This window comes from Pedobacter sp. HDW13, assembly GCF_011303555.1.
Taxonomy (GTDB): domain Bacteria; phylum Bacteroidota; class Bacteroidia; order Sphingobacteriales; family Sphingobacteriaceae; genus Pedobacter.
The window spans coordinates 3,775,762-3,799,275 of the sequence record NZ_CP049868.1 but is presented as its reverse complement, the minus strand read 5'-3'; the positions used below and the strand labels follow the sequence as shown (position 1 = coordinate 3,799,275).

Sequence of the window (23,514 nt, the reverse complement as noted above, 5' to 3'; positions counted from 1 at the left end):
GAAACAGTATAAAGCTAATGCTCCCGCAAGGTACATGAGGTGTTCACTTAATTTTTTATATGCATTTTATAAAAAGAAATTTAATCCACCATATCAGATTATTACCTTGCAGCTAAATGATTCCTATTCACGAATACTTACCTGTAAACCTTTTAGCTGCCAGTTTTAATAACACGGCTGCGGCTTATAAATTCTATTGGTTCTTAGCTATTTTAGATGAAGTAGAAAATGGTCATTATCATATCCCTAAGCAAAGAATATTTGTGGGTATGGTTGCAGCTAGTTGGTACACCATCAACTATTTCCACATTAGTTTCGGTAAACAGGATCAGTTGCATGATAAAGTGAAAGAAATTGCAACAATTGAAGGGATCAATATTGATGAAGATCGAAACAAGATCAAACAACGCTTGAGCAATAGTAACCTATTGGCTACACAGAAGTTATTATGGCATTTTGATAAACAGGTCCCGCACCGTTTTTTAAGCCCTTGGTTTTCATCCATTGCAGAAAACCGAAATTCAGTTTATCAGGCATCACAATTTTTTGAAAACAATTGCCTTTATGCGGTTGATCAAACTCATATTACCATTAATCCAATCTGGATAGATTACCTCAGTAAGAATTCAGGAATTTTAAAAAGCTTTTGTTACTGGAAACTAAGTTTGTATCTGCAGAAACACAATCCTAATGTCCCAGATATTCCGAATAAGTTAATTAAGCCTGCAAAAAGAAACAGTTTGGTAAAACAGCGTAAGGTGTGGAATATTGTAATTGAAGAGTTAGGCGGTGTAGATTGCATCTACACAAACCAAAAACTATACAAAGATGACTTTGCAGTAGAGCACTTTATTCCCTATGCATTTGTTTCGCATGATCTGCTCTGGAATCTGATACCTGCAAACCCTTCCTTTAACAGTACGAAATCGGATAAGCTACCCCAGATGGATATTTACTTTGATGCTTTTTATCACTTGCAGAAAACTGCCATCGAAATAATTAAATATAAAATACCCAAAGAAAAGCTATTGGAAGATTATCTGAGCATTTTTCCTGACCTGGAAAGTGTTAAGGAATTACCAGCTGAATATAAGCTTAAGTTTAAAACAACCATCGAGCCTTTAATTACTATTGCAAGCAATAATGGCTTTAAGTATATGTTTTAATTAAGGTTTTATACTGTAACGAAGGTGTATTTTATTGATTGTTTCAGTAAACTGATAACCTGATTGATACAATTAACACCTAATATTTGTATTTTAGATATTTTTCTTCACCCAGCCTTGTTTAGCGTTGGATTATAGTTTTTTTATCAAGTCCGTACTCCTGCATCGCCACTTTCATCAAACATTTAGAGTCTTTTTTCCACTATGGAATGGGACGATATTCCATTGGAATGAAAGGGTTTCATTTTCTTTTTTCCAGCCATAAATCAACAACAGTCAAAAAGTACTTATGTTTCATCCAGTCGTAACAATGTAATTGTCGAAATTCCAGACTAAATTTAGCACAGTGCCAATTTAGGTAAAAAATAGATGAGTTAAAACTTCGTTTCAAATCAACGAAATTGAATAAGTCCCCTAAGTATCCTAGTGCATTTTTTCAATTACAATGCCGCAGGTATTTTCTCTTCCGAAATTATGCTACCTTTTTGCATATCGACGCTATCCGATTTTGTTTAAATTAAACTACCATGCGATTAATCACTGTTTTCTTTCAGTTGCACTGCCTCAGTAAACACCTCAGGATACAGTATTTATTTCAAATAACAAATATTGAAGATTTTGTTATTTTTGAAGAAAAACAGAATGGCAAACAACTATCTAAATTACATTTCTGATGAACACTTTTTGAAATGTATCGCAAATCTCCACAACTCTTACCTCCGCGCCAAAAACAACGTAAATAAAAAGGACTTTTATAAAAATAAGGTAGACACCATTAAGCTGACCTTTGATACCAAGTTCAATGAAATCGATGAGGAGGCCTTGATCGAATCGGAGATCCTCCGCCAAATCGATAAATCAATAAACAATTCCATAGGGACTTTCCACGAACAGATCTTGGGGGAATTGAGGGGTTTGAAGTCGGAAAACTTAGCGGTTTTGATATCAAAGCAAAAAATGACACCCTTTTTGCCGATATCAAAAACAAGCACAATACAATGAATAGCAGTGCCGCGGAAGCCCTTTTCCAGAAACTGGCGAAATATGCAGACAATTTCAAGAAATCGACTTGCTACTGGGTACAAATCCTGGCTACTGACAGCTTTGATTCCAAATGGGCAGGCATCATAAACGGGAAAGAGTATAGCCATAGCAGGGTAAACAAGATTTCCGGCGACCGGTTCTACGCACTTTTAACTGATGAGGATGATGCATTGGCAAAGCTATACCTTGCCTTGCCAAAGGCTACAGATGCCTATCTGGCCACGATTCCCAAAGCAGAGGAGCAGGCAAAGAATTCTGCACTTTCAGAGATCAACAAAGAGATTGAAAAAAGCCACCGCAGCATCCTCGATCAGATTACTTTTGATAATTTCGGATATTACAATGGCTTTGATAAGCTTTGATGCAGTATTTTAACCGCTTGCCTTTATTGGGTATCAGGCACTTTTAAGTTTCTCGGCCTGGGCATAATAGGAATTCAGGAATTCAACAATTGAGCCCCGATTGCGGCAGCGAGATTTACAGGAACGGCATTCCCGATCTGTTTATATTGTGCCGAAACGGGGCCTTGGAATTCCCAGTCATCAGGAAAAGTCTGTATCCTGGCGTATTCCCTTACCGTAAAAGGTCGGGTGTGGTCAGGATGGCACCTTTCGGTCTGTTTCTGTGCAGGACTGCAGGTTAGCGTAAGCGATGGCTCGTCCCAGCTGATCCTCCTGGCCATGCCAGTCTTTCCACCGCCAAGATAGAAGCTTTTTTGCATATACTGCTTCTGGATGTCCAAGGGAAGATCCCGCCAGTACCCGCCTGGGGGCACAAGGTCCAAAACATCTTTTTTTGATGCAGGGTATTTCGTCCCGGCAGAATGCGGTACGTCTGTCTCAAACAGTGCTCCTGCCTTTAGTGCATCTCGGAGGGTGAATACTTTTTTACTGGCCACGGGGTAATTGAAATCGATGTCAATATCTTTTCTTACCCCAACCAATATCAGTCGTTCTCGCTTTTGAGGGACATTGTAAAAGATTGCACGCAATACTTTTGGGTCAATAACCCTATAACCGATCTCATCCAAAATGGCAATCATTGTCTTAAGCGTACGTCCCGAATCGTGGTTCAGCAGGCCTTTCACGTTCTCCCCGATGCAGATCTTTGGGTTGGTTTCCTGTACCGTCCTTGCGAACTCATAGAAAAGGGTTCCCCTTGCGTCATCAAACCCGAACCGTTTTCCGGCATAGCTAAAGGCCTGGCAAGGAAAGCCGCCTGTAACCACGTCAACCCTATCCTTGTATTCCTTAAAGGAAATATCCCGTATATCGCCAGGAATGACATTCCATTCCGGCCTGTTTGCCTGTAAAGTCTTAACTGCGTATTTATCAATTTCATTTAGGGCAAGGCATTTTAGCCCCGCCTTCTCCATGCCTATAGCCAGCCCGCCGGCGCCGGCAAAGAGCTCAAGTACACTGTATTGGTTGTCGGCTTTGGGCAATGATATCCTCTGGTCTAGGGTTTTGTTTTTGGGCATATTCTGGAATTCTTCGAACTGTTGGAGTTGATCTAGTGTATAGTATCGGTAATTGCTCATTGGGTCACGGTGGGCGCTTAGCTTTTCTGCCCGATCCCACCTCCTTAAGGTTTCTTTGCTTCTGGAGAGTATCGAAGCCACCTCCTCTAGGGAGTACCTGTCTTTTATAACCATATTACACAACCTTATACATGGTTACAAAAATAGAAACATATTTGAAATTGCGAATATACTAAAAAAATTAGTTTTCCACATTATTCCTTGATGGTGCGTTGGCGCAGGGACAATCAATAATCTGCTGGAAGTGGCCAACCAATTTTTACTTTTTCAGTTAGGCAATCCGGGTGAAAGCCCCGCCTTTAAGGTCCAGCACAAAACTTCCCTTGGCATTTCCCTTTTGATCCCCCACCCTTTGGGTATAGACATGTAGCGATGCCGAAGCTACGGCTTTAAGCATATCGGCGTATTTTAGGCGCCAAACGCCAACCATGGGCTGTACCGATATTTCTGTTGTCCCTACGAACCTGATTGCTTGCCAATCCACCCAAAAATAGATATCTATGCCAGGATAATTTTCCCGGTAGCGTAAAAAGTCCTTTTCATTAAAGGTAACTGCGTACTGGGGATCGATCCCGTACTTGGCTCCAGAAAGAAAAAATGGGGTATTCTGTGTTTTAAGATCCGCGTACAAGCCACTTTCTCTGTAAGAAAGATCCGGCGCGTAAATATTACTCTGCTTCTCAGGGTTGATTATAAGTTCAAGGTGTGGGTAGCGCCTAACGAATACTTCCTCAAAGCTCGCCCCCTTTTCACACCAATCCCCTTTGTCTTGCAAGTCGTGCTGTACAATTTCATTTCCCCGTATATCAAAGGTTTTATAGGCCATGATCTTTTTCAGCTAAAGTAAGCAATGGCTGAATGAACCGCAAGGGAAAAACGGGCTCAAATGTCTTTAATTCGCGAAGCTACGTTGACGAACAGCCGGATAAGATTGCCTGGTAAAAATCAGTACGGCTAGCCTGCATGAAATAGCGCATCAGCTTGCAATGAAACAGGGTGACAGTTTAAATGCCAGAAGCATGTGTGTAAACATTCTCATCCCCATATTCGAGATAAAAAAGAATTTAAGAGACATAACGGCATTCAAAATAAAGCTGATTGTAACCCCTTGATTCGCCTGGCAAATAAGCAGTATCAACCCCTGATGGAATTGCCCACAAAGGATAGGAATAATTCACTACATTTAAAGCCAATTAAAGGCCTTCTGCCTTACTTTTAATCTAAATTTCAATGACTCTAATAATAAGGATTTTACAAACTAAATGCGGCGATGCGATAATCATAAAACACGGACAGAAACCTGTTCAAAACATAGTGGTTGATTCTGGCTATATGGATACTTATATAACTGCATTAAAATCTCAAATGAAGAAATTTGATAAGCCAAATGAAAATTTTAAGCTTTGGATTTTAACGCATCTGGATGCGGACCACATCAATGGAGCTGTTGCCTTCTTCCGGGACAAGAAATTTGCACCCAAGCGGATGCCTGAAGAGTTGTGGTTTAATTGCTTTGACAATTTTAGGATTCAAGAAAAATCCGAGGAGAAAAGTGTAGATAAAGGGATTGAGATAAGGGACTTTTTAAAGGGTTCAAAAACAGTTTTGGACAATCAAATCCTAACAGGAAAAAATTGGACAAATCAAGGCCTGGCGATAGAGGTCATTGCTCCTGGTAAAGCTCAATACGACCTATTGGGGGAAAAATGGGAAAAGGAAGAGGCTGAATATCAAAAAAAGAAGTTGGGGAGGTTGAAAGCCGTTGAAAACAATGACTATGAAAATTCCATAGAGAATCTCAGCAGTAAACGCGACAGAAAGGAAAGCAAAAACGATATTAATAACCTCAGCAGCATCGCATTTATATTGAACTTTAATGGATCAAAGATTCTGTTTTTAGGCGATGCCACCCCGAATGCCATAAAGCAGGGCTTACAGGTATATTTAAAGGAATCGAAAGAGAAAAAACTCAAATGCGATTATGTGAAACTCCCGCATCACGGTAGCATTTATAATTATAGTGAATCTCTATATGGGCTAATTGAATGCAGCCAATTTATCATCTGCTCAAATGGCGACAATTCCAACAAACTCCCGAACAAAGAAACACTTGCAAAAATCTTATGTCATCCAAGTAGGGATAAGGATAAGAAGATCAACTTTATATTTAACTATAACAATTCAACCTTAAGGTCAATATTTGCCGTTGATAAAAATGCACGTAAGAAATATAATTTTAAATGTTCCTTTCCCAAAGGGGCTCAAAAATATTATGATATAAAATTTTAGGGTTATGGGAAAAGAAAATTTAATTTCAAAAGTTGCCGTCAGGGTAAAGACAAAAGGTAAGTATACCGGAAGCGGATATGTGTACCTACCCAGCGAAGAATCTGAATGGATTTATATTTTAACGGCAAAACATTGTATCTACGGAAAAAGCTTCAAGGCAAAACCAATTTTAAAACAGATCCTAATTTCAAGAAAGAAAACAGAGAGTTCAGAAATTTTGTCCTCATATTCTTTATTGGATACAGATTCCATTATTGTAAAAAATGAAAATTCTCCCGATATTCTTGCACTCAAATTAAAGCGGGAATCCCTAGAAGGTGCTTTGGGAAGATTCCCGGTTACTTATCTTTCAAATTATGAATATTCCGAGCTCGTCGGAGTATTCAAAGGCTTTCCTTCCCTCACAAATAATGAAATTCCATTGACATCCGGCGTGGAAATAATTTCACAGGATAGCGAAGGGGCAAATATCCACGCCCAGTGCAACAATGACTTTAGTGATGAAAATACCTCAGGCGATTATAATGTAGAAGGGTATTCTGGAAGTGGTCTGTGTATAGAGGTAAATGAAAAATTATTTTTGATAGGGTTAATCTCTAAATATAGCGAAGCCGGCAGACGATTTGAGGCGAGCAAAATTGCTCCTTGGATGGAGGAAATGATTGCCGGTATAAGCATTTACAGTGCAAAGGAAGAACGCCTTGTCCCCTATTCCTTGGCATTCAAACAAAATAAATTGGCCATTTCTGCTTTAGGCCCTAGGTACTCCCCAGAACTAAACCTCAAGCTGAAAATAGGCGAAAACTTTGATACACTGGCTCTGACATCTGCAAAGAAAGAAGAGCTGCAATCAAACTTGAACTTGTTGGTTGAGGTTTATAAAGGCCTATTGGATTCATACTCGAAATTAGGCAAGATTGAAAAATCCTCTTTTAATCGAAAAAAACAAACAATAACCTTTGGTTATAACACAAAAGGTAACCTATTTACCGGAAAAGAGATTATTTTGAAGATAGGGGAATTGATAGCCTATTTTTCAGAAGCATTTAATAGCAGCCGCTTACTCGAACTTGATTGGAATGAAATTCGGAAGAAGCAACGCCAATCATATGATTTTGGTTATGGCATGTATAATATAATGTATTCTTTAAAAAGTCATTTTATATCTACAACGGTTCAGTTTGATGACTTTGATAAAGCAGTCTCAATTTTTTCTCGGGAGGCCGAAAGATTCATCGGTGCAGGACAAAATTTTGATAAGTCATTAATACTTATCGAAGGAGAACCTGGATCTGGAAAATCGCATCTTTTAGCAGATATTGTAACGCAAAGAACTGAAGCAAATAAATTTACCTTGCTGTTTCTTGGACAAAACTTTGACGGGATCCATCGTCCATGGGATCAAATATTAACCCAACTTGGTTGCAGCTGCGAACTCACTTCGTTTCTTGAAATTATTGATGCGAAAGGCCGTAGAATTAATGAGCGGGTATTTATTATGATCGATGCCATTAATGAAGGCGAAGGAATTGTATCATGGCGAGATGGGTTCAGAAATTTTGTCGATGCCATAAAACCATACCAATACATAGGATTGGTTATAAGCTATAGGACTACTTATAGGGATTTCCTTTTCCAGGCTACAGAACTCCAAGATATTTTTATTATCAGACACTCCGGCTTTTCTGGCTTTGAGCGTGAAGCATTCATTTCCTTTGCTAAACACTATGAATTGCCTATCGATAGCGTACCTATGCTCAATAAGGAGTTTGGCAATCCATTATTTTTAAAGTTGCTATGCATTGGGCTAAAAAAGGATCAGGCCAATATTAGGGATTTCAAGAAGATTGGCATTGACCGGATTTTTCAATATTATATTGAATATGTCAACCGTGAAATAGGGAAACATAAAGAATTTGGTTATGCATGGCACAAAATAAATCACGTTAAACGCGTTCTTGATTTTTATACAGCTAAGGTGGTGAAGATCGAAGATCGCAACTTGGATTATGAAGATGCATTTTTGCTCACAGAAGATGTAGTTCACCGCTTTTTAGGTAAACCAGGATTTTTGGATAAGCTAATTGACGAAAATATTTTTATTGATACCATTAAATATATTTCACGAACAGATTTGAGGTACCAAGTTACGTATGCATATGACAGATTAGGTGATCATTTAATGGCTAAGGAGCTTATAGCTAGCCTCCCGGATCCGTTGAATCCAAATTGGCACAACCAAGGCATGTTCAAAACTATTCTCTCCGATGCACAATCGAACAAACTTAACCAAGGATTGATTGATGCCCTCAGTATACAGTTACCAGAACAAAGGCAAAAGGAATTTTGGGAAGTCTTGCCTAAAGAAAAACAATATGCCCCGGCAATAGTCAGAGCGTTTTACAAAAGTTTTTCCTGGCGCACCGCAAAAGTCGATTCAGAAAAACTTGAGGCGTTTACCCAGGGCTATATTGAAACAGAAGGATTGTCCAAAAATTCATTTTATGATGAACTTATTGACATGTGCCTGGAAACGGACCAACCTTTCAACGCATTTTTCCTGCATGGCATGTTAAGTGATTTTTCAATGGCAGATCGAGATGCATCATGGAATATTTATTTGAATGATAGATATAGCGATAATCAGGTAGGTAGCGAGATAAATGTCGTGAAACGGCTTTTAAAATGGGCCTGGAAAATTAATGATGGAATTGTCTATGATGAGGAGACTGTTTCTCTTGCCGTTACTGCTCTTGGATGGTTTCTCACCAGTACCAACAGAACCTTAAGGGATATTTCAACCAAAGTGCTCATACACATCTTTCTAACTTATCAAGATCATTTACTTACCTGGGTTGAAAAATTCAGAATGGTAAACGATCCATACGTAACCCAGAGGGTATATGCAATTGCTTATGGATGCGCAGTAAAATCATCGGGGGAATTTTTGAAATCAATAGCAGATTACATTTATAAAAATTTCTTTGAAACAAGTGAAATCATTCCTGATATCCTAGCTAGGGACTATGCCAGAAGTATTATAGAATACGCTGTTTTCAGGAAAGTAGGAATTTATAATGTAAGGGAAATAAGGCCACCATACAATAGCTCCCTGGAGAGCAAACTTCCAGCCAATAAGGAAATTGCACTTATGGAAGAAAAAATCGGCGAGGGGTCTGCTGGTAAATTCAATGCCGGTATTTCAATATTAAATTCCATGATAACAGAGAAGGGTCGGGATGGTCGAATGTACGGGGACTTTGGCAGGTATGTTTTTCAAAGCGCTTTAAGACCTTGGAAGAATGCGAATATCCAAGGATTAAGCAATCTTGCCGTAAAATATATTTTTGACAAATACGGCTATAATATAGATAAGCATGGATCATTTGATCGGGAAGGCGGGTATAATGCTCGCATTGGGAAAAGGCTAAATGAAAGAATCGGTAAAAAATATCAATGGATTGCTTTTTATGAAATCCTTGCCCGCGTGGCAGATAATGACCTTTCATTTTCCTATAATGGGCCATGGGAACCCTATGTCCGGGATATTGACCCAACATTTTTAGAGAACCCGGAAAAAGCCAAAATCCATTTGGATTTTGATGTGCCGGATTTTGCGGTTTGGAAAGATGTACCAGACCCAGAGTGGATGTCATCACATCGTTATGCCTTTGATCCTTTGTCCGTTATTTCATTTAAGGAAAATAACAAACCGGAAATCGAGTGGTTGGCACTAGAAGCCAATGAGAGCTATTCTAGTTCTAATAAATCCGGAGCATTTGATTTTTCAACCCCATATAAGGACTTCTATTATCAATTGCGTAGTTACCTGGTTGCCGAAGATTCCTATTACTCCATTACAAATAGATTAATGACAGAAGATTTTATGGGCAGATGGATGCCAGAAGCACATACAGTCCATGAATTATTGAACCGCGAATTTTACTGGTCACCAGCATTTAAAGACTTTATAAAGGAGAACCCTGAATGGCGAAATATTCAAGTCAATAGAAAATATATTGGAAGTGTTGCCCCTACTGCCATAGACTTTCTTTGGGAGGAAGAATTTGACAACAGTAAGGATCAAGTCACAAATTTCCATAAGCCATCTATGGAATTGTTCAAAGCACTCGAACTTGAGTATGGTCAAGAAGAAGGCGAATTTGTAAACAGTAAAGGGGAAGTTGTTTGTTTCGACCCGCATGTAAGGCACGATAGCAAAAGCCGGCTTCTTGTTGAACGCAAAATTTTAGAAAAACAATTAAAGAAAAAGGGATTACGAATCTTTTGGACTGTTCTGGGGAAAGGAGAATAATAAATAGTCGAATTGAGCCCCAAAGTTTTTCTGGATTAATACTTAATGATGGAGGAACATTAAGGTTCTTGCCCACAATACATCCAGTGGTTCAAGAACAAGAAATTCCTAAACAAAAGAACAAAGATCAGAATGACACTAATGAATTTATGCGGGAACTTCTAAAAAGGGTTCAAAGAAGTAAAGACGAAAAGGAAAACTAGACTTTTCTATCTATATATGTTCGCCAAATCGAATCATGCAAATTTTTAAATCGATTTGTACATTGAAATTTGACGCCCCATTAATTTAATAGCCTATTAAATCATTAGCGAAAGTAAAAGAAGCACGATAATAAACCGTGCTTCTTTCTATTTTTTAATATTTCTAAACAAACCACATAAACCAATCCCAAATAAAAGCCATCCCGTTTTCGTATTGGCCAAGTCTAAGCCGAAAAGGCTTTTTATTACATCGTTGGCCTTTGGTTCAATATATAAAATCAAGCTAGCAACGACGATTACACAAAATGCCCAAAGCCAAATGGCAAAATTTTCCTTCACGAAAATATCCGGTTTAAATGAATTTGTAGCAATATATTCTTTCGCTTTGAATAGGTTGTAAATGAGGATCCCCAGCCCCCCCATTACGATCATTAAAACATTACCCATTACCAGGTTGTTTCTACAGCCGATCTTACCCAGGTATTTACTGAAATGCATTCGTATCGATAGCCACCAGTAATAATTACTTGTCCTTTAGTTCCAGTACCCGTTGGTACTGGAGCAGAAGTAACAGTATCTACTATTTGTGTTGCTTCCCCTTCTAATAAAACAGGCCTAAAACCAGGTCCTCTATTTACACGTAAATCTCCGCTACCAAAACTTATGTGCTCAGCAGTACCTAAATAAGTACTGTTAATTATAAGTGGTTTATTATCTTCTAGTCCAAAACTTAAAATCCGTGTTAAGCTTCCGGAACTCCCTATGCTAACGTTTCCAGTAACTGTAAGCCCAGCCATTGTGACGTTATCGCTTTCTTTTAAATATTTGGAATTTGAGCCGCCTACATCCCGTATGGTATTACCTGCCAGTTCAAAACCGAACCCCGTAACATCGTTGTAGAACCTAAATCTATCGTCACTGCTATCAATAACCCAATTGCCGCCACTTGCACCAGAGTTTATTATTTTAACATTCGTAGGAAATATTGTTGGTGCAGTAAGATTTCCTGTTAATGCCCCACCTGTTTTCTTGAAATATGTATCTCCTGCGTAAGCCCCTATACTTGCCAATTCTTCATCTACATACCCCTTATTAGCGATATCATTACTTACGAATGGGGCTGTTGCTATTTGCCCCTTGGTAGCGGAAAAGCTACCAGTTACATTTAAATCTGATGTAAGGTTTGCAGAAATACCACTAAAGTTTAACGAATAACCTTGAAAATTAAAGCTACCACCAACTCCGTTAACAAAGTATATATTATCCCCTGCTGTTCCCGTACCTTCTGTATAGAGTTGAAAAGTGCTACCAATTCTGTAACCTTTATTTATCCCCCTTCAAGATTAATAAAGGCATCTTGCTGTTCAATAGGACTTGCCTTTATGAATCCATTATCTACATATTTCTTAGGTACTAGACCTTGTTCATTTAAATTAGCCCAGTCCTCATCAGTTACGTACTGAATACCTTTTCCCTCGACTTGCTCAGTAATGGTTATACCTCTACCTTCCGGATCAGGACTTTCTAAATTAATGGCTCTTTGTCCTGCTGCTCCACCTGCTATTATTTGAATCTGACTGTGATCACCATCACTATACGCGCCTACTTGTGCTATTCCTGTTCCATAAGGATTTGTGTGTTTTATAGTTGCATTACTACTGCTTAAACTTAGCCGTGCAGAATTTAGATCCGTCCATATATCAACTGGACCATGGCCATATAAACCACCTTCAAGAGTTGTATCGCCAGAAATAGTTCCACCAGTTAAGGGCAAAAAGCCTAAATCACTTGTATATGCTACTGTTGCGTTTGATAATGGGGTGGGAAATATTACGTTATGCCCCCCAGTAATTCCGTTTTCTGGCAATAAATTCAAGTACCCATCAGCCGTATTAAAGCTTATGCCACTACTTCTAAGTGATGCCCTGTTTCCGGTAGCTGCATTTTGCGTTTCAAAATAATTATAGCCCGGATACGCAGGGTTGTCTGTCAAAACCATTGCACCGTAAAATGTATTGTACGCTTCCCCTATAGAGGCAATTGGCGCACCTTCAACAGACTTAATGTTCATATACCCATTAGCTGTAAACGTATCATCTGAATTTTTCTGAAAACCTAAATTATTTGTACCCTCGTTTAGTGGTAGCGTACTTGTGTTTTTTGTTATAAAAGTATTCCCATCTATGGTTTTTAATTCACCTCCATTATCTTGCCTAACAAGTAAACTGTAGTTTGAAGTTGCAACCGGTGGAGTTTCTACTAATTCGACTTTTGCACCAGATAAAGCTAATCTTTCAACACCACCAATATTATAGTTACCTAATAAAATTGAGGAACCTGTACCTCCCATATTAAAAAACAATTCCTTGTCAGCTGATATACCCATATTAGTCGTTGCTGCAATGGCAAGCGAGCTCGAACTGGTTATATTTAATCCTGGGGTTTCAAATTCATCATTATCTGTTATAGTATTAACGCGAACTCTGGGCGCGTACAAACCTTGAAACCTATTACCTGAAATCCTAATATCTGCATTATCTAGGCTAATACTAGCATTTTGAGGTGTTGAGGGACTTGCATAAATAAACTCACCTGTAGGTGATACCGGAACATCCCCTTCATACAACCCTCGTTTTGAACTGCGTTTCATTAGTCCTGTATTGACATCCTGTACCAATGGGTAATGATTAGTAGATGGGGCTACATTTTCAGCTGCACTGCCTATATTAATACCACCAGTATTTCCTTCTGCTACGCCATAAAATTGAACTCCTCCGCTTCCTGAACTAGCATCTAAAAATGATGTGCCTCTAACATGAAAATTACCGGCTGGCTCACTCGTATTCACGGCTAATTGGCCAAATTTCCCTGTAGACAGGGCTAAACCGCCGGATTGATAAGAGTCTGAAATAGCTCTTGTATTTTCAACATAATTTGATAAATCATTTCTATAGGCCAAAGGAATACCGTCCCAAGTCAATCGATCTTCGTTAAATCCTGTAATCCACTCTATCCTTTTATGTGTCCCTTCACCATTATCAAAATCCCAAGCCATGGAATACCCTCCAGGTCCCCATCAAATCTCGATGAAATCGTAGATGGTATAGAAGGGTGGCCAGTACTAAAGATTTTTGTAATTAATCCTGGGGTATATAATGGACCCGTTAAAGTCCCACCTGTTAATGGCAAATAGTCAGCTAAATCACTAACTGCGGCGTCAGTCCATATTTCTGAAGCGGGGTTATAAATCCTAAGCTTTCCCAAGCTTGTGTTAAAAATAATTTTAACGGTGTTTTGCGGCAAGCCTGGCGCATCCAAACTATCGGTATCGCTTGTTGGAATACCCAAACACTTTAAAGCGATAAGATAATTGTCTACCTGCGAATAGTCGCTACTGGAACGTATTTTATTGGTTGGTGTTTGCTGAGCTGCTGCTGATAAGTCAGTTTCCATAAGAATATTTTTTTTATTTGTATTTTATCATGTCAATATTAGAGCATTCGATTTTTCGCACATATAGGTCTAATCCCAGCGCCAAAATTAGTTCAGTTCAAGAAGCTCAAAATTGTTATGTAGTTATAGATTAACATGCAAGCATGTATAATCCTGGTATTATAAGTAGTTACCTCTACAGCGCTGTTTTTACAAAATCTCCAGCATCACTAATGGTTACTCGGTAGCGTGTTCCGTTTGGTGATTTTAATATAACCCCTTTTGTGGGGTCAGTTAATTCGACATCGTTGGCAACCTCTGTAACACCGGGTATTTTTACTTTGCCACCCGCTTCAATTATCAGCCTTTCAGCACCTGCATTGTATAAATAAAGATCGTTGGTCTCATTACCATCTGTACTTGTGACCCTTCCACCTATACCGTAAGCTGTTCCGCTTGCATTCCATGAATTAAAGCCTATTTCATGCCTTGCCCCTACTACCGACCCGCCATCTGGAGGAGATATTTTAAAACTTGCGGCATTACCTACCAAATGTGAATTCAATGCACTAGGGCTTAATCGAACAGAATCTTTAACTGTTTTCAATCTTCCGTTTTCCCAGGTTAATAAGGGAGAATCAAAGCTTAATTTTCGCTCTAGTCGATATATACCAACGCCAGCGCTATCTAATCTTATGCTATTACCTTTTGCATCAAGCATAATTACAATAGAAGCATCAGAACCAGCGGAAGTATTACGTAATTCCAGGGAATTATTGGCATTCGGGTAATAATCTTGCGCTGTGTAATTTATATAACCAATATTCGAACCTGCAGATAGGATTATCGGTACGTTTCCTTTTACATTTGAATTGATCATTCTTAGCCCACCATATGTATCTGTTGGTTTATTTGCGTTCATATTAATCGCGCCATCAGAAGTAATTTGCACACCTAAACCTGTATTGTAGTCTTGCGCAAATAAATAGGATGCAGAATTAGTATCTAGTTCATTGGTTATAAACAAACTGCCTTTTCTTGTTTCAATTCCTCTTTTATGCAAAACCTCTACATCATTCGCTAAATTATAATCTAAGTCTGCAAAAACACGTAATGCATGTTTGTTAAATAAATATGCTGTCCCATCTTGATCCTTGCCTAATATTGAAGTAATTAAACCTGTTTGAACAGATGTAAAATTATCTCCATTAGCTAATTTCCCCCAATACTTATCAGCGTATTCTTTTTGTACATAGTCTTCCGCAGCGACAGGCGTAAAAACTTCCCCAGATGTCAAACCTCTATGCGAAATATTATCCGTAATCCTAATGCCTCCTGAATCGTCTGAATGCCAAGAAATACCTCTTTGAACTCCGTTTCCATTTGGAGAATCGGAGCTCGTGGCTGTAAATATATTTAGTAACTTTTCTCCGTTTAATTCTTCCGACATTTCGAAATTTGCAGATGCCTCTGAAGGGTAATAACCGAAGTACATTGCCGCCAATGTGTTATTAACTTTTAGCCTTGACTTTATGTTTGTAGCGGCTAAATAGCCGCTAGGCAAAGCTGTAACGGAATAATCTCCGTCTGTTATATTTAAAGTACCTGACAAAGCCCCACCTTCTAAAGGTAAATAACCGGCTAGCAAATTATTTATCTGATCTTTGGTATAGTAGCCTGCCATATCTACTGCTGTGGCATCAGCCCATGTTCCGGCAATGGGGTTATAAACCCTTAGCCTTCCCAAGGTTGTATTAAAAATAATTTTGGCAGTGTTTTGCGGTAAACCACCCGCATCCAAATTATCAGAATCACTTGTTGGAATACCCAGGCGTTTTAAAGCGACTAAATAATTATCAACCTGCGAATAGTCGGTGCTAGAACGGATTTTATTGGTTGGGGTTTGCTGGGCAGTTGCCGATAGCGCAATTGCCATTAGTGTAATTAATAAATATTTTTTCATTTGTATTTTATTGTATCAATATTAGAGTGCTCAATTCAATTTTTCTCGCACGTAGATCTAATCCCAGCTCCAAAAGCAACTCAGTCCGGAAAATTCAGAATTGTTGTTAAGTGATAGATTAGAATACAAGCAATTATAGCCATGTACTAAAAGACGCTACCTATAGGGCTGTTTTCACAAAATCTCCGGCATCATTAATAGTTACGCGGTAGCGTGTTCCGTTTGGAGACTTCATAATAATACCTTTAGTTAAATCTGAGATTTCAACATCATTGTAAAATTCAGCTTTGCCATCATCTGCAATTCTCAGTGGCCTCATTCCTGTACTTGTTAGATCAGCATTACTATTGCCTTTTATCCAAAAATCTAATCCACCTGCGCTGTAGGCAATTCCCGCTGACTTTCCATAGCCTAATGAACGCAAACCCAACATAGGATTAGACCCATAAGCCAACAAAGGAATATTATAGGCACCCGTTGTCTCCCCATTATTTGCAGAAATTCCATTGCCCGCCTCAATACCTTCAGAGACAAGCAAACCACCTAAAAAAGGGACATCAGCATTGGCAAAATCGAATCTGAACTTTCCAGATCCACCAAACCGGCCAAAAGACCAAGCACCTGCATCACTGGCGCCACTAAAAGTTGAATAACCCAAATCAACTCCTCCGGTAGCCTTTAAGGTCCCCGATACCTCTAAATCATTATAGAACTTACTGCCGCCACTATAATTAATATCCATTAGATTTACTCCATCATTAGTAAATTGAAAGCCACCATTATCAGTACGCAGTTCCGAATAATCCCTTTCCCCTTCATTGACAATCCCGTTGAAAAACTTTAAATAATTACCTTCAGACAAGCTATTTACATCGAAATAGGCATGCCTAATATGCCCCTGAACAGCATCAATGCGATTCGCCCCCAAATTAGCGGTAGATATTTGACCTGCTTCCCCCTAACAAAAATGGATGTTACATTATCAATGTACCCTGTATTATTTAGATCTAATTTATCAGCTCCAAGATATACCCCATTAACCCTCAGGTTCCCATTAATATTAATATTGGCATTTTGTGGAATTCCTGAACTTGCTTCTATAGCATCACCTTCCACTAGAACCTTTTTCCATTCAGCATTACCCTCCATCACATTTGTTGGATCATAGGGATCATAAATTTGAAGTCCCCGTCCTAACGCATTGGGCTGATACCTCATTTGAAGTGAAGTAAAGTTAGGGACACCGAAAGCAAATCCAGTATACCCATTAGGGTCGGATATGAATCCAGTGGTAGCTTCCCCTTGACCAATAGACACATGGCCTTTGATGTTACCACCTGTTAAAGGTAAAAACGGAAAATTATTAAAACTAACTTTATCCAGATTTCCGTTTGTTCTATTTCTTACAGCAATATCGAAATCATTTCCTGTAGTATTTTCATCCATTTGATTAATCCATAAATGGCCATACAAGTCAGTTTGCCCCTTTATTTCTAGTGCACCGCTATGTTTTAAATAACCTTCAGTTACATCAAAAAAAGTTGAATTCAAGGGATTAATCATTTTTAAATACTGGTTAGTCCATACAGCCCTTTCCCCAGTCTCTGTTTGATCATTACCAGTATATAGAGCCATGGAATGCGCATTTGTTAATGCGATATCACCATTTAAAACAATAGAGCCTAATTGCGCGCTACTTGGATTGGTTTGAATATATCCGCTTAAATCTACTTGAGTAGCATCACTCCAGGTAGCTGTCAGTGGATTATAAATCCTTAACCGCCCTAAGGTTGTGTTATAGATGATTTTGACGGTATTTTGGGGTAAACCGCCCGCGTCCAAATTATCCGTTACGCTAGTTGGGATGCCTAAGCGTTTTAAACCAATCAAATAGTTATCTACCTGTGAATAATCACTGTTAGACCGAGTTTTATTTGTTGGTGTTTGTTGGCCTGTTGCCGATAAGGCCATAGCCACCAGCATAATTAATAAATATTTTTTCATTTATATTTTATTTGATCAATATCAGTGCATCGATTCCACTCAATGTAAACCGGTATTCTTTTGGCTTACCATCCTCACCAGTAGTAAATGTGATGGGCACCTGTTCTAAACTACCATTCAGCCAAACGCTAAAATTGCCATAGGCCCCAAAAATTGCCTTAAGCTCGCCACTCCAGGGAAGCACATACTCTTCGGTACCAGAAACAGTGATTGGGTAGGCCAAAAACCTATTATTTACATTTTGCAGAAGGGCGTCAAAAGCCTCTTGATCAGCCTTTTCATCAAAACGGGCATCCAGATTTTCAATTGAACTCGCAGGAATAACCTGGTCTTTGTGCCAGAAGCTGTCCCATGTATCCCAAAATTGTTGTTGGGTTGGTTTTAAACCGGTTTTAAACCAGTTTTTTATCGTATTTAAAGTTTGTTTTGCCATTATTAAATTATTTAAGAAGATGCAGAGACATCAGGTTTTATTTAAGTGTATATGTAAATGATATATAGCAACTGGATGGGGTAGTTAGTGTTGGTCTTGTAGATACATCAGCTGTGCCGTCGCTTACTGTACCTTCTATAAATACAGGTCCCTGTAACCTAAGCGACCCATGCCCTGCCAAGTCTTCAGGGGTTGTAAAAGTTGACTGGTAAGCCATGGGTAAACTAATTTTAAAAGCTGAATCCTCATTAGCTGTGAAAGGCATAAAAGTGACATTACCGTATATTGTAATTTCATTACCCACCTTAGTATAATGGAAGGTACCTGCCGTAGCACTTGCAGTATTCAATCGAGCAGATAAAACTGGTGTATATGTCCCACTTGCATAAATAGAATTCAAATAGGCTGCAGACACCGCATTGGCTCCATTTGGAGCTCCGCCGCCCCCACTAATTCTTACCAAAGGTGCTGTTATTCCCCCATTGTCTATAGTCAGCACTGTACTGTATACTGAGGGGTTTGCAGCTGAACTCGTTTGAACTATTAAATTATTTGTTGCACTTGGCCCACTACCAGTTGTTACGCTTCTTATGATGTAATTAGACTTAGCTCCATTAAATGCAATTGTATCAGCAGAAGACTTTAAGCTGGTTATGCTCCCATTTGGTATTGTCACTTTTCCGGATACATTGATATTTTTGACTTTTAAAAGTCCATCAATATCTTGCGCGCCACTGAAAGCATTTCCACCATATAACTTAGCATAAGCGCTTACATCAGGTAAATCTTCTAGTGTAGCAAATGTGCCATCCTTGCTTGGTAGCCTATTGGTAACATTGGCAGGCTCCAAGCCTCTTACTATTGAATTTTCATATCCACCCGATTTCATTCGGATATATGAGGGTGTCATCTCTAAACTGTTATTGTTATCTGTGCTGATGTTTACTGCGACTGGTGTAATCTGAATTGAACCGCTAGGGGTAGAAGTATTATATCCATCAAGATTTATTTGACCACCTCCGGCGCTCCCGTAAAAAGCAACTGTTCCACCGGAAATTGTTGTATTAAGTGATTCATCATTGTTACTTGAAGTAACACTACCTTTTAAATTAATATTTGCCGTTTGTTTTACATTGGCCAAAATATATTTATTCAATAAAAGATCTGTTTCTGCTTTGGTATAAAATTGAGTTAAATCTGCTTCAATAGCTGGCCTCCAATCTACACCATTGTGGATGTAGAGTATTTTGTCAACTGTATTGTAAAATAGATTAACACGTGTACCACTACCTATAAGTGTATTTGTAGCACCCGAGGGTATTTGCAGCCCTTTTAGAGCTGCTAAATAAGTATCAGCTTGCGTAAAAGCAGCATCTGACCTGACTTTTAAAGGGGGCGGTGTTTGTGCCATTGTCGTTAGGCTAACCAACAACATGGCAAAGATTAGTATTCGTTTCATATGTATTTTAGCTTATTAGCATCCAGTTGTGTTCTCAACTGGATTACCGAATTAGTTGGTTTACTACATTAGCAAAGACGATTTTAGCAGATTCTTCCTTCAACCTTACCAGACTAAATAATTAAAGATGGAATTGTATTAGATCCTGCCGGGAGGATCAATTTATTGCTTATCATTAAAGTTTGTGCCTTTAACCAGCCGAACCAATTAAATAGTTTCGAGTGACTAAGCACTCATTATTTTCGGCTATAGGAACATAATTTTGGATTTCTCCTTAAATGGAAAAAGCTGGATTGTCCCTCCCTATTTCAACTCCTAATGGATCGCGGTCTCTCCGCTATAATCTTCTTGTTTGTATCGTATTAACATAAGCGAGATAATCCTGAAATTCTACACCGAAGCCTCTAATCAATGTAGTTCCCATCACCTGTATATCACTACCTGCCTGATTAAATTCAACACCGAAGCCTCTAATCAATGTAGTTTCCATCACCTGTATATCGCCGCCTGCCTGATTAAATTCAAGACCTAAACCATTAATATTGGTTCCCGGGTCATTGTATCGTATTGGCCGTTCTCCTTCAAGATTTAAACTGCCGCCAGCGAGCTCAGCTACTTCGTTATATTGTGCGGGTTGACTTACTTCTAGTCCCATACCACCGCCTAGAAATTCAGTTACTTCGTTTAAAACCTGCGTTCCGGAACCATCATAAATAAAATCAATCAATCCATTGATACCGATAAATTCATCGCCCGTAACATAGGCTTTTTCATTATAGATCACTGATTGCTCACCAGCAACAATATATCTGAGGTTTGGTTGTATCTCACCGGTTTTTACATTATACTTCATATGCTGGCGGGGCTAAATTATTTGGCTGAATGGTGTAGCGTACCTGCGAAAATTTATGGTAAATCTTGAAGGGCTTAGACCTGTCGAAATTTCTATCCCCGTTTCCCCTCATAATTGCTCCTGTCGGAAAATTACCTTCATTATTGCTGGTAAGTGGTTGGTTTATCTCAAAATAGTTCCAAGGGGATGTCAAATCAAAAATTTTCCTTAAAACCCCTGCCCCGGTAAACAACACCTGCCCTTCAACACACTTCAAGCACTTGCCCATCGCTACAGTAGCACTATTATAGGTAATTTCAGCCTGTTCAACATGGTACCAAGCCCCGACTTCCAGGCTAGTACCTGCTGATATTGTTGTGGTTGTCCCATTACTGAATCGACATTCAACGTTCTCCCTTGCTGGCGCCTCCAATATTTCTACAACATAGGCATCAACTACAGTTGAGAAAGTGCCTGCATTTTCCCTTAAGGATACGAATCTGCTGTCATCAGGCAGTATCTCCCCATTATACACGATACTTCCCCCCACAACCAGATATGGTGTGCCATCCTGCAAAATCTCACCTGCTTGGGTGGGTACATTTGATAAATCGGGTGTGCTATCAATGTATTCACCATTTCTATCTGCATTGTAACCAAAAGTTGGTAAAGACAAAATCCTTCTACCGGTAAGGTTTACAATCGGTTTACTTTCAATACTAGCGGCAAGATTTCTATCTGTAAGTTTGGCCGTATTCGGCGCAATGGTTAAGTTAATTGCTGTTGAAAGATCAAGACCACTTTCCTCTGCATTATCGGTAATTTTTAATGGAACAGCTATCGGTTTCGCGCCGATAAACGTACCATTATAATGCATGTTTTTAGCAGGGCTATCAAATGCCAGGGTGTAATCACCTATTTCAGGATTGTTAAATTTAGGATCGCCGAATGCGCAATTTTCCCATCCCAAAAGTTCGGCTCCATCCATTTTTGACTTTAACCAAGTAGTTAAATCATCTATTGAATCAAACTCTTGAAATTGTTCGCCCTCAACATAGGCCATCCTAAACTTGCAGTTGTTAAATAAACAGTAGTCCAGTCTGGGTATCAAACTATTAAACTCAATCTCACAATTGTCGAAAATTGAAAAATAGCCATTATTTAAAACATGATTGTGTTGATCGGGCGATATCAAAACCCTTGAATTCACAAAAGTATTGTTTCCACTAAGGGGCAAAGCCAATTCGTATCGCCTTGCAAACAAAAATATTTTTGTAGTATCAGAAAAACCAGTTTCATAGGTGTTGTATTGTTGATAATATGCTTGATTATTAACAATATTAGCCTTAGCCTTAAATTCACAATAGCGAGATTCATTACAGGAAACTGAATAACTCGATCTAATTTTAGCCCCGAAACAAAAAGACACGTTTATGTCTGACCCTGCGATTTCATTGTCAAAAATTACATTGCCATCGGCATAACAGTAAAAACCTTGTAAACCTCTATAAACACCACTGGCTAAAATCCCATAATAATTGCTATTAGGTGTTTTAAAAGGGTACATCCTGCTTCCATTACCCGTTTCATCACTTCCCCAAGTAGCAAAATATGCATGGTTATCCCCTGGCCTTTCCCAATCTTCACTAGGCGGAATAATAATCCCGTACCTATTTTTTACTCCCGGTCTTATTGACCAATTATATGTGGCTTGTCCCATTAGTTATCCCTCCCTAAAATAATTATGTTTCCAGATGCTTCATTAGCATCTTCAAAATCGAATTGAAAAAATACCCTATCCCCTGCATTGTAGCTCATTGGAAAAACAGGGGTTTGAAAATCACCGGCCCCCACTCTCATTTGTAGATCGATTATCCCTGCTGAGAAAAGTTGATCAATTTGGCCAGCCTTAATCATTAATATTGAATAGCCAGTATGGGACAAAATATTGAATTGAGTTTCATAGTGCTTTTTAACATCAGCAATTAGAATTCCTGATTTATATGGTGTCATCATTTCCGTATCACTAAGCCTATCTATAGCCTGCGCTGTTGTTGCCACCTTTGCAATACCAATTCTGACTTCAGTTGCCTGTTGTGTATTGACCTGGCTGCTTCCCCAATTTGCTAATGTTTGGCCCGGCACATCAACCTTAGCCCTTAACTGATCCCCAACTTCATATTCTTTGTCCTCAATAGTTCCTTCAACAGTGATCTCGAAACTATCTCCCCGCCTAACTTCGCCCCCAAAGCCTGTACCTGATGTTGGATATTGTCCGCTACTTGCATCCCAATTGCCGGCATACCTTAGCACATCGGTGGCAACCAAATCGGCATAATTCTTTGCGTTGATTTCCTTTTGATCGGCGTATTCCTTATTGGCAATCTGACCATTTTCTTCTGGCATGGCAACGTTCATTCCCCTATTGCCATTAAAATCTATATCACCCAATATTTTGTTATCCAGAGCCCTTACCATTTCAAGTGAACCTTGGGGCTAGCAAAAAGTTCATCGACCTGCCCCTGCAAGTAAGCATCTCCGTTTGATCTTGCAGCGGACTCTGCCTCTAACTGTTCAACACTCACCTTATGGGCTAAACGCGCATCCATATTATGAGCATGATCATCAGTTAAATGGCTTTGAAATGCATCATCATCAGCCTTTTCATCAAAACGGGCATCCAAATTTTCAACTGAGCTTGAAGGAATAACCTGGTCTTTGTGCCAGAAGCTATCCCAGCTATCCCAAAACTGCTGCTGGGTAGGCTTTAAACCAGTTTTAAACCAGTTTTTAATCGTATTTAAAGTTTGTTTTGCCATTGTTTAATTATTTGA

General features: G+C 39.0%; 18 protein-coding genes and 1 pseudogene. 4 read left to right on the top strand and 15 right to left on the bottom strand.

Going from position 1 to position 23,514, the window contains the following annotated elements:
• Positions 1-116 precede the first annotated feature (116 nt).
• Together G7074_RS15885 and G7074_RS27965 are read left to right on the top strand one after the other, a co-directional pair.
• The gene (locus G7074_RS15885; RefSeq protein ID WP_166209710.1) at positions 117-1,166 is read left to right on the top strand and encodes an HNH endonuclease domain-containing protein; all 1,050 of its coding nucleotides are present in this window, start codon (positions 117-119) and stop codon (positions 1,164-1,166) included.
• A gap of 642 nt (positions 1,167-1,808) precedes the next feature.
• A pseudogene (locus tag G7074_RS27965) lies at positions 1,809-2,572 on the top strand (Eco47II family restriction endonuclease).
• 74 nt (positions 2,573-2,646) lie between these two features.
• Here G7074_RS27965 and dcm read toward each other — a convergent pair.
• Positions 2,647-3,864 carry a DNA (cytosine-5-)-methyltransferase gene (gene dcm / locus G7074_RS15875; RefSeq protein WP_205944077.1) on the bottom strand — a complete coding sequence of 406 codons (1,218 nt, stop codon included), beginning with the start codon at positions 3,862-3,864 and terminating at the stop codon, positions 2,647-2,649.
• Positions 3,865-4,021: 157 nt separating this feature from the next.
• Positions 4,022-4,576: a hypothetical protein gene (locus tag G7074_RS15870; protein WP_166209707.1), complete on the bottom strand. Its 555-nt coding sequence runs from the start codon at positions 4,574-4,576 to the stop codon at positions 4,022-4,024.
• Between the two features lie 404 nt (positions 4,577-4,980).
• Here G7074_RS15870 and G7074_RS15865 point away from each other — a divergent pair, with 404 nt between their 5' ends.
• A complete protein-coding gene (locus G7074_RS15865; protein WP_166209704.1) occupies positions 4,981-6,039 on the top strand; it encodes an MBL fold metallo-hydrolase in 1,059 nt (352 codons plus the stop codon).
• A 4-nt stretch (positions 6,040-6,043) separates the two neighbouring features.
• On the top strand, positions 6,044-10,354 hold the full coding sequence (locus G7074_RS15860) for an ATP-binding protein (RefSeq protein WP_166209701.1): 4,311 nt from the start codon (positions 6,044-6,046) through the stop codon (positions 10,352-10,354).
• Positions 10,355-10,704: 350 nt separating this feature from the next.
• Here the strand turns inward: G7074_RS15860 and G7074_RS15855 are convergent, their stop codons facing one another.
• From G7074_RS15855 to G7074_RS15795, 13 genes are all read right to left on the bottom strand, one after another.
• Entirely contained in the window at positions 10,705-11,004 is a 300-nt protein-coding gene (locus tag G7074_RS15855; protein WP_166209698.1) for a hypothetical protein, read from the bottom strand.
• Entirely contained in the window at positions 11,004-11,627 is a 624-nt protein-coding gene (locus G7074_RS15850) for a hypothetical protein (protein ID WP_166209695.1), read from the bottom strand. The genes G7074_RS15855 and G7074_RS15850 overlap by 1 nt, the downstream gene beginning before the upstream one ends.
• A gap of 257 nt (positions 11,628-11,884) precedes the next feature.
• Positions 11,885-13,612, bottom strand: coding sequence for a hypothetical protein (locus G7074_RS15845; protein ID WP_166209692.1), 1,728 nt, complete (start codon positions 13,610-13,612; stop codon positions 11,885-11,887).
• Entirely contained in the window at positions 13,567-14,010 is a 444-nt protein-coding gene (locus G7074_RS15840; protein ID WP_166209649.1) for a hypothetical protein, read from the bottom strand. The genes G7074_RS15845 and G7074_RS15840 overlap by 46 nt, the downstream gene beginning before the upstream one ends.
• Positions 14,011-14,185: 175 nt before the next feature.
• Positions 14,186-15,952 (bottom strand): hypothetical protein, encoded by a 1,767-nt coding sequence (locus G7074_RS15835; protein WP_166209646.1) that lies wholly within the window; start codon positions 15,950-15,952, stop codon positions 14,186-14,188.
• Positions 15,953-16,112: 160 nt separating this feature from the next.
• Complete coding sequence (locus tag G7074_RS15830; RefSeq protein WP_166209643.1) at positions 16,113-16,814, bottom strand: hypothetical protein; 702 nt, start codon at positions 16,812-16,814, stop codon at positions 16,113-16,115.
• 5 nt (positions 16,815-16,819) lie between these two features.
• The gene (locus tag G7074_RS15825) at positions 16,820-17,956 is read right to left on the bottom strand and encodes a hypothetical protein (RefSeq protein ID WP_166209640.1); all 1,137 of its coding nucleotides are present in this window, start codon (positions 17,954-17,956) and stop codon (positions 16,820-16,822) included.
• 7 nt (positions 17,957-17,963) lie between these two features.
• Positions 17,964-18,389 carry a hypothetical protein gene (locus G7074_RS15820; RefSeq protein ID WP_166209637.1) on the bottom strand — a complete coding sequence of 142 codons (426 nt, stop codon included), beginning with the start codon at positions 18,387-18,389 and terminating at the stop codon, positions 17,964-17,966.
• Positions 18,390-18,426: 37 nt separating this feature from the next.
• Positions 18,427-19,848, bottom strand: coding sequence for a hypothetical protein (locus tag G7074_RS15815; protein WP_166209634.1), 1,422 nt, complete (start codon positions 19,846-19,848; stop codon positions 18,427-18,429).
• 337 nt (positions 19,849-20,185) lie between these two features.
• Positions 20,186-20,701, bottom strand: a complete 516-nt coding sequence (locus tag G7074_RS15810) for a hypothetical protein (RefSeq protein WP_166209632.1) — start codon at positions 20,699-20,701, stop codon at positions 20,186-20,188.
• Positions 20,691-22,400 carry a hypothetical protein gene (locus G7074_RS15805; RefSeq protein WP_166209629.1) on the bottom strand — a complete coding sequence of 570 codons (1,710 nt, stop codon included), beginning with the start codon at positions 22,398-22,400 and terminating at the stop codon, positions 20,691-20,693. The genes G7074_RS15810 and G7074_RS15805 overlap by 11 nt, the downstream gene beginning before the upstream one ends.
• On the bottom strand, positions 22,400-23,131 hold the full coding sequence (locus tag G7074_RS15800; protein ID WP_166209626.1) for a hypothetical protein: 732 nt from the start codon (positions 23,129-23,131) through the stop codon (positions 22,400-22,402). The genes G7074_RS15805 and G7074_RS15800 overlap by 1 nt, the downstream gene beginning before the upstream one ends.
• Before the next feature lie 20 nt (positions 23,132-23,151).
• On the bottom strand, positions 23,152-23,499 hold the full coding sequence (locus G7074_RS15795; protein ID WP_166209623.1) for a hypothetical protein: 348 nt from the start codon (positions 23,497-23,499) through the stop codon (positions 23,152-23,154).
• Between the last annotated feature and the right edge of the window lie 15 nt (positions 23,500-23,514).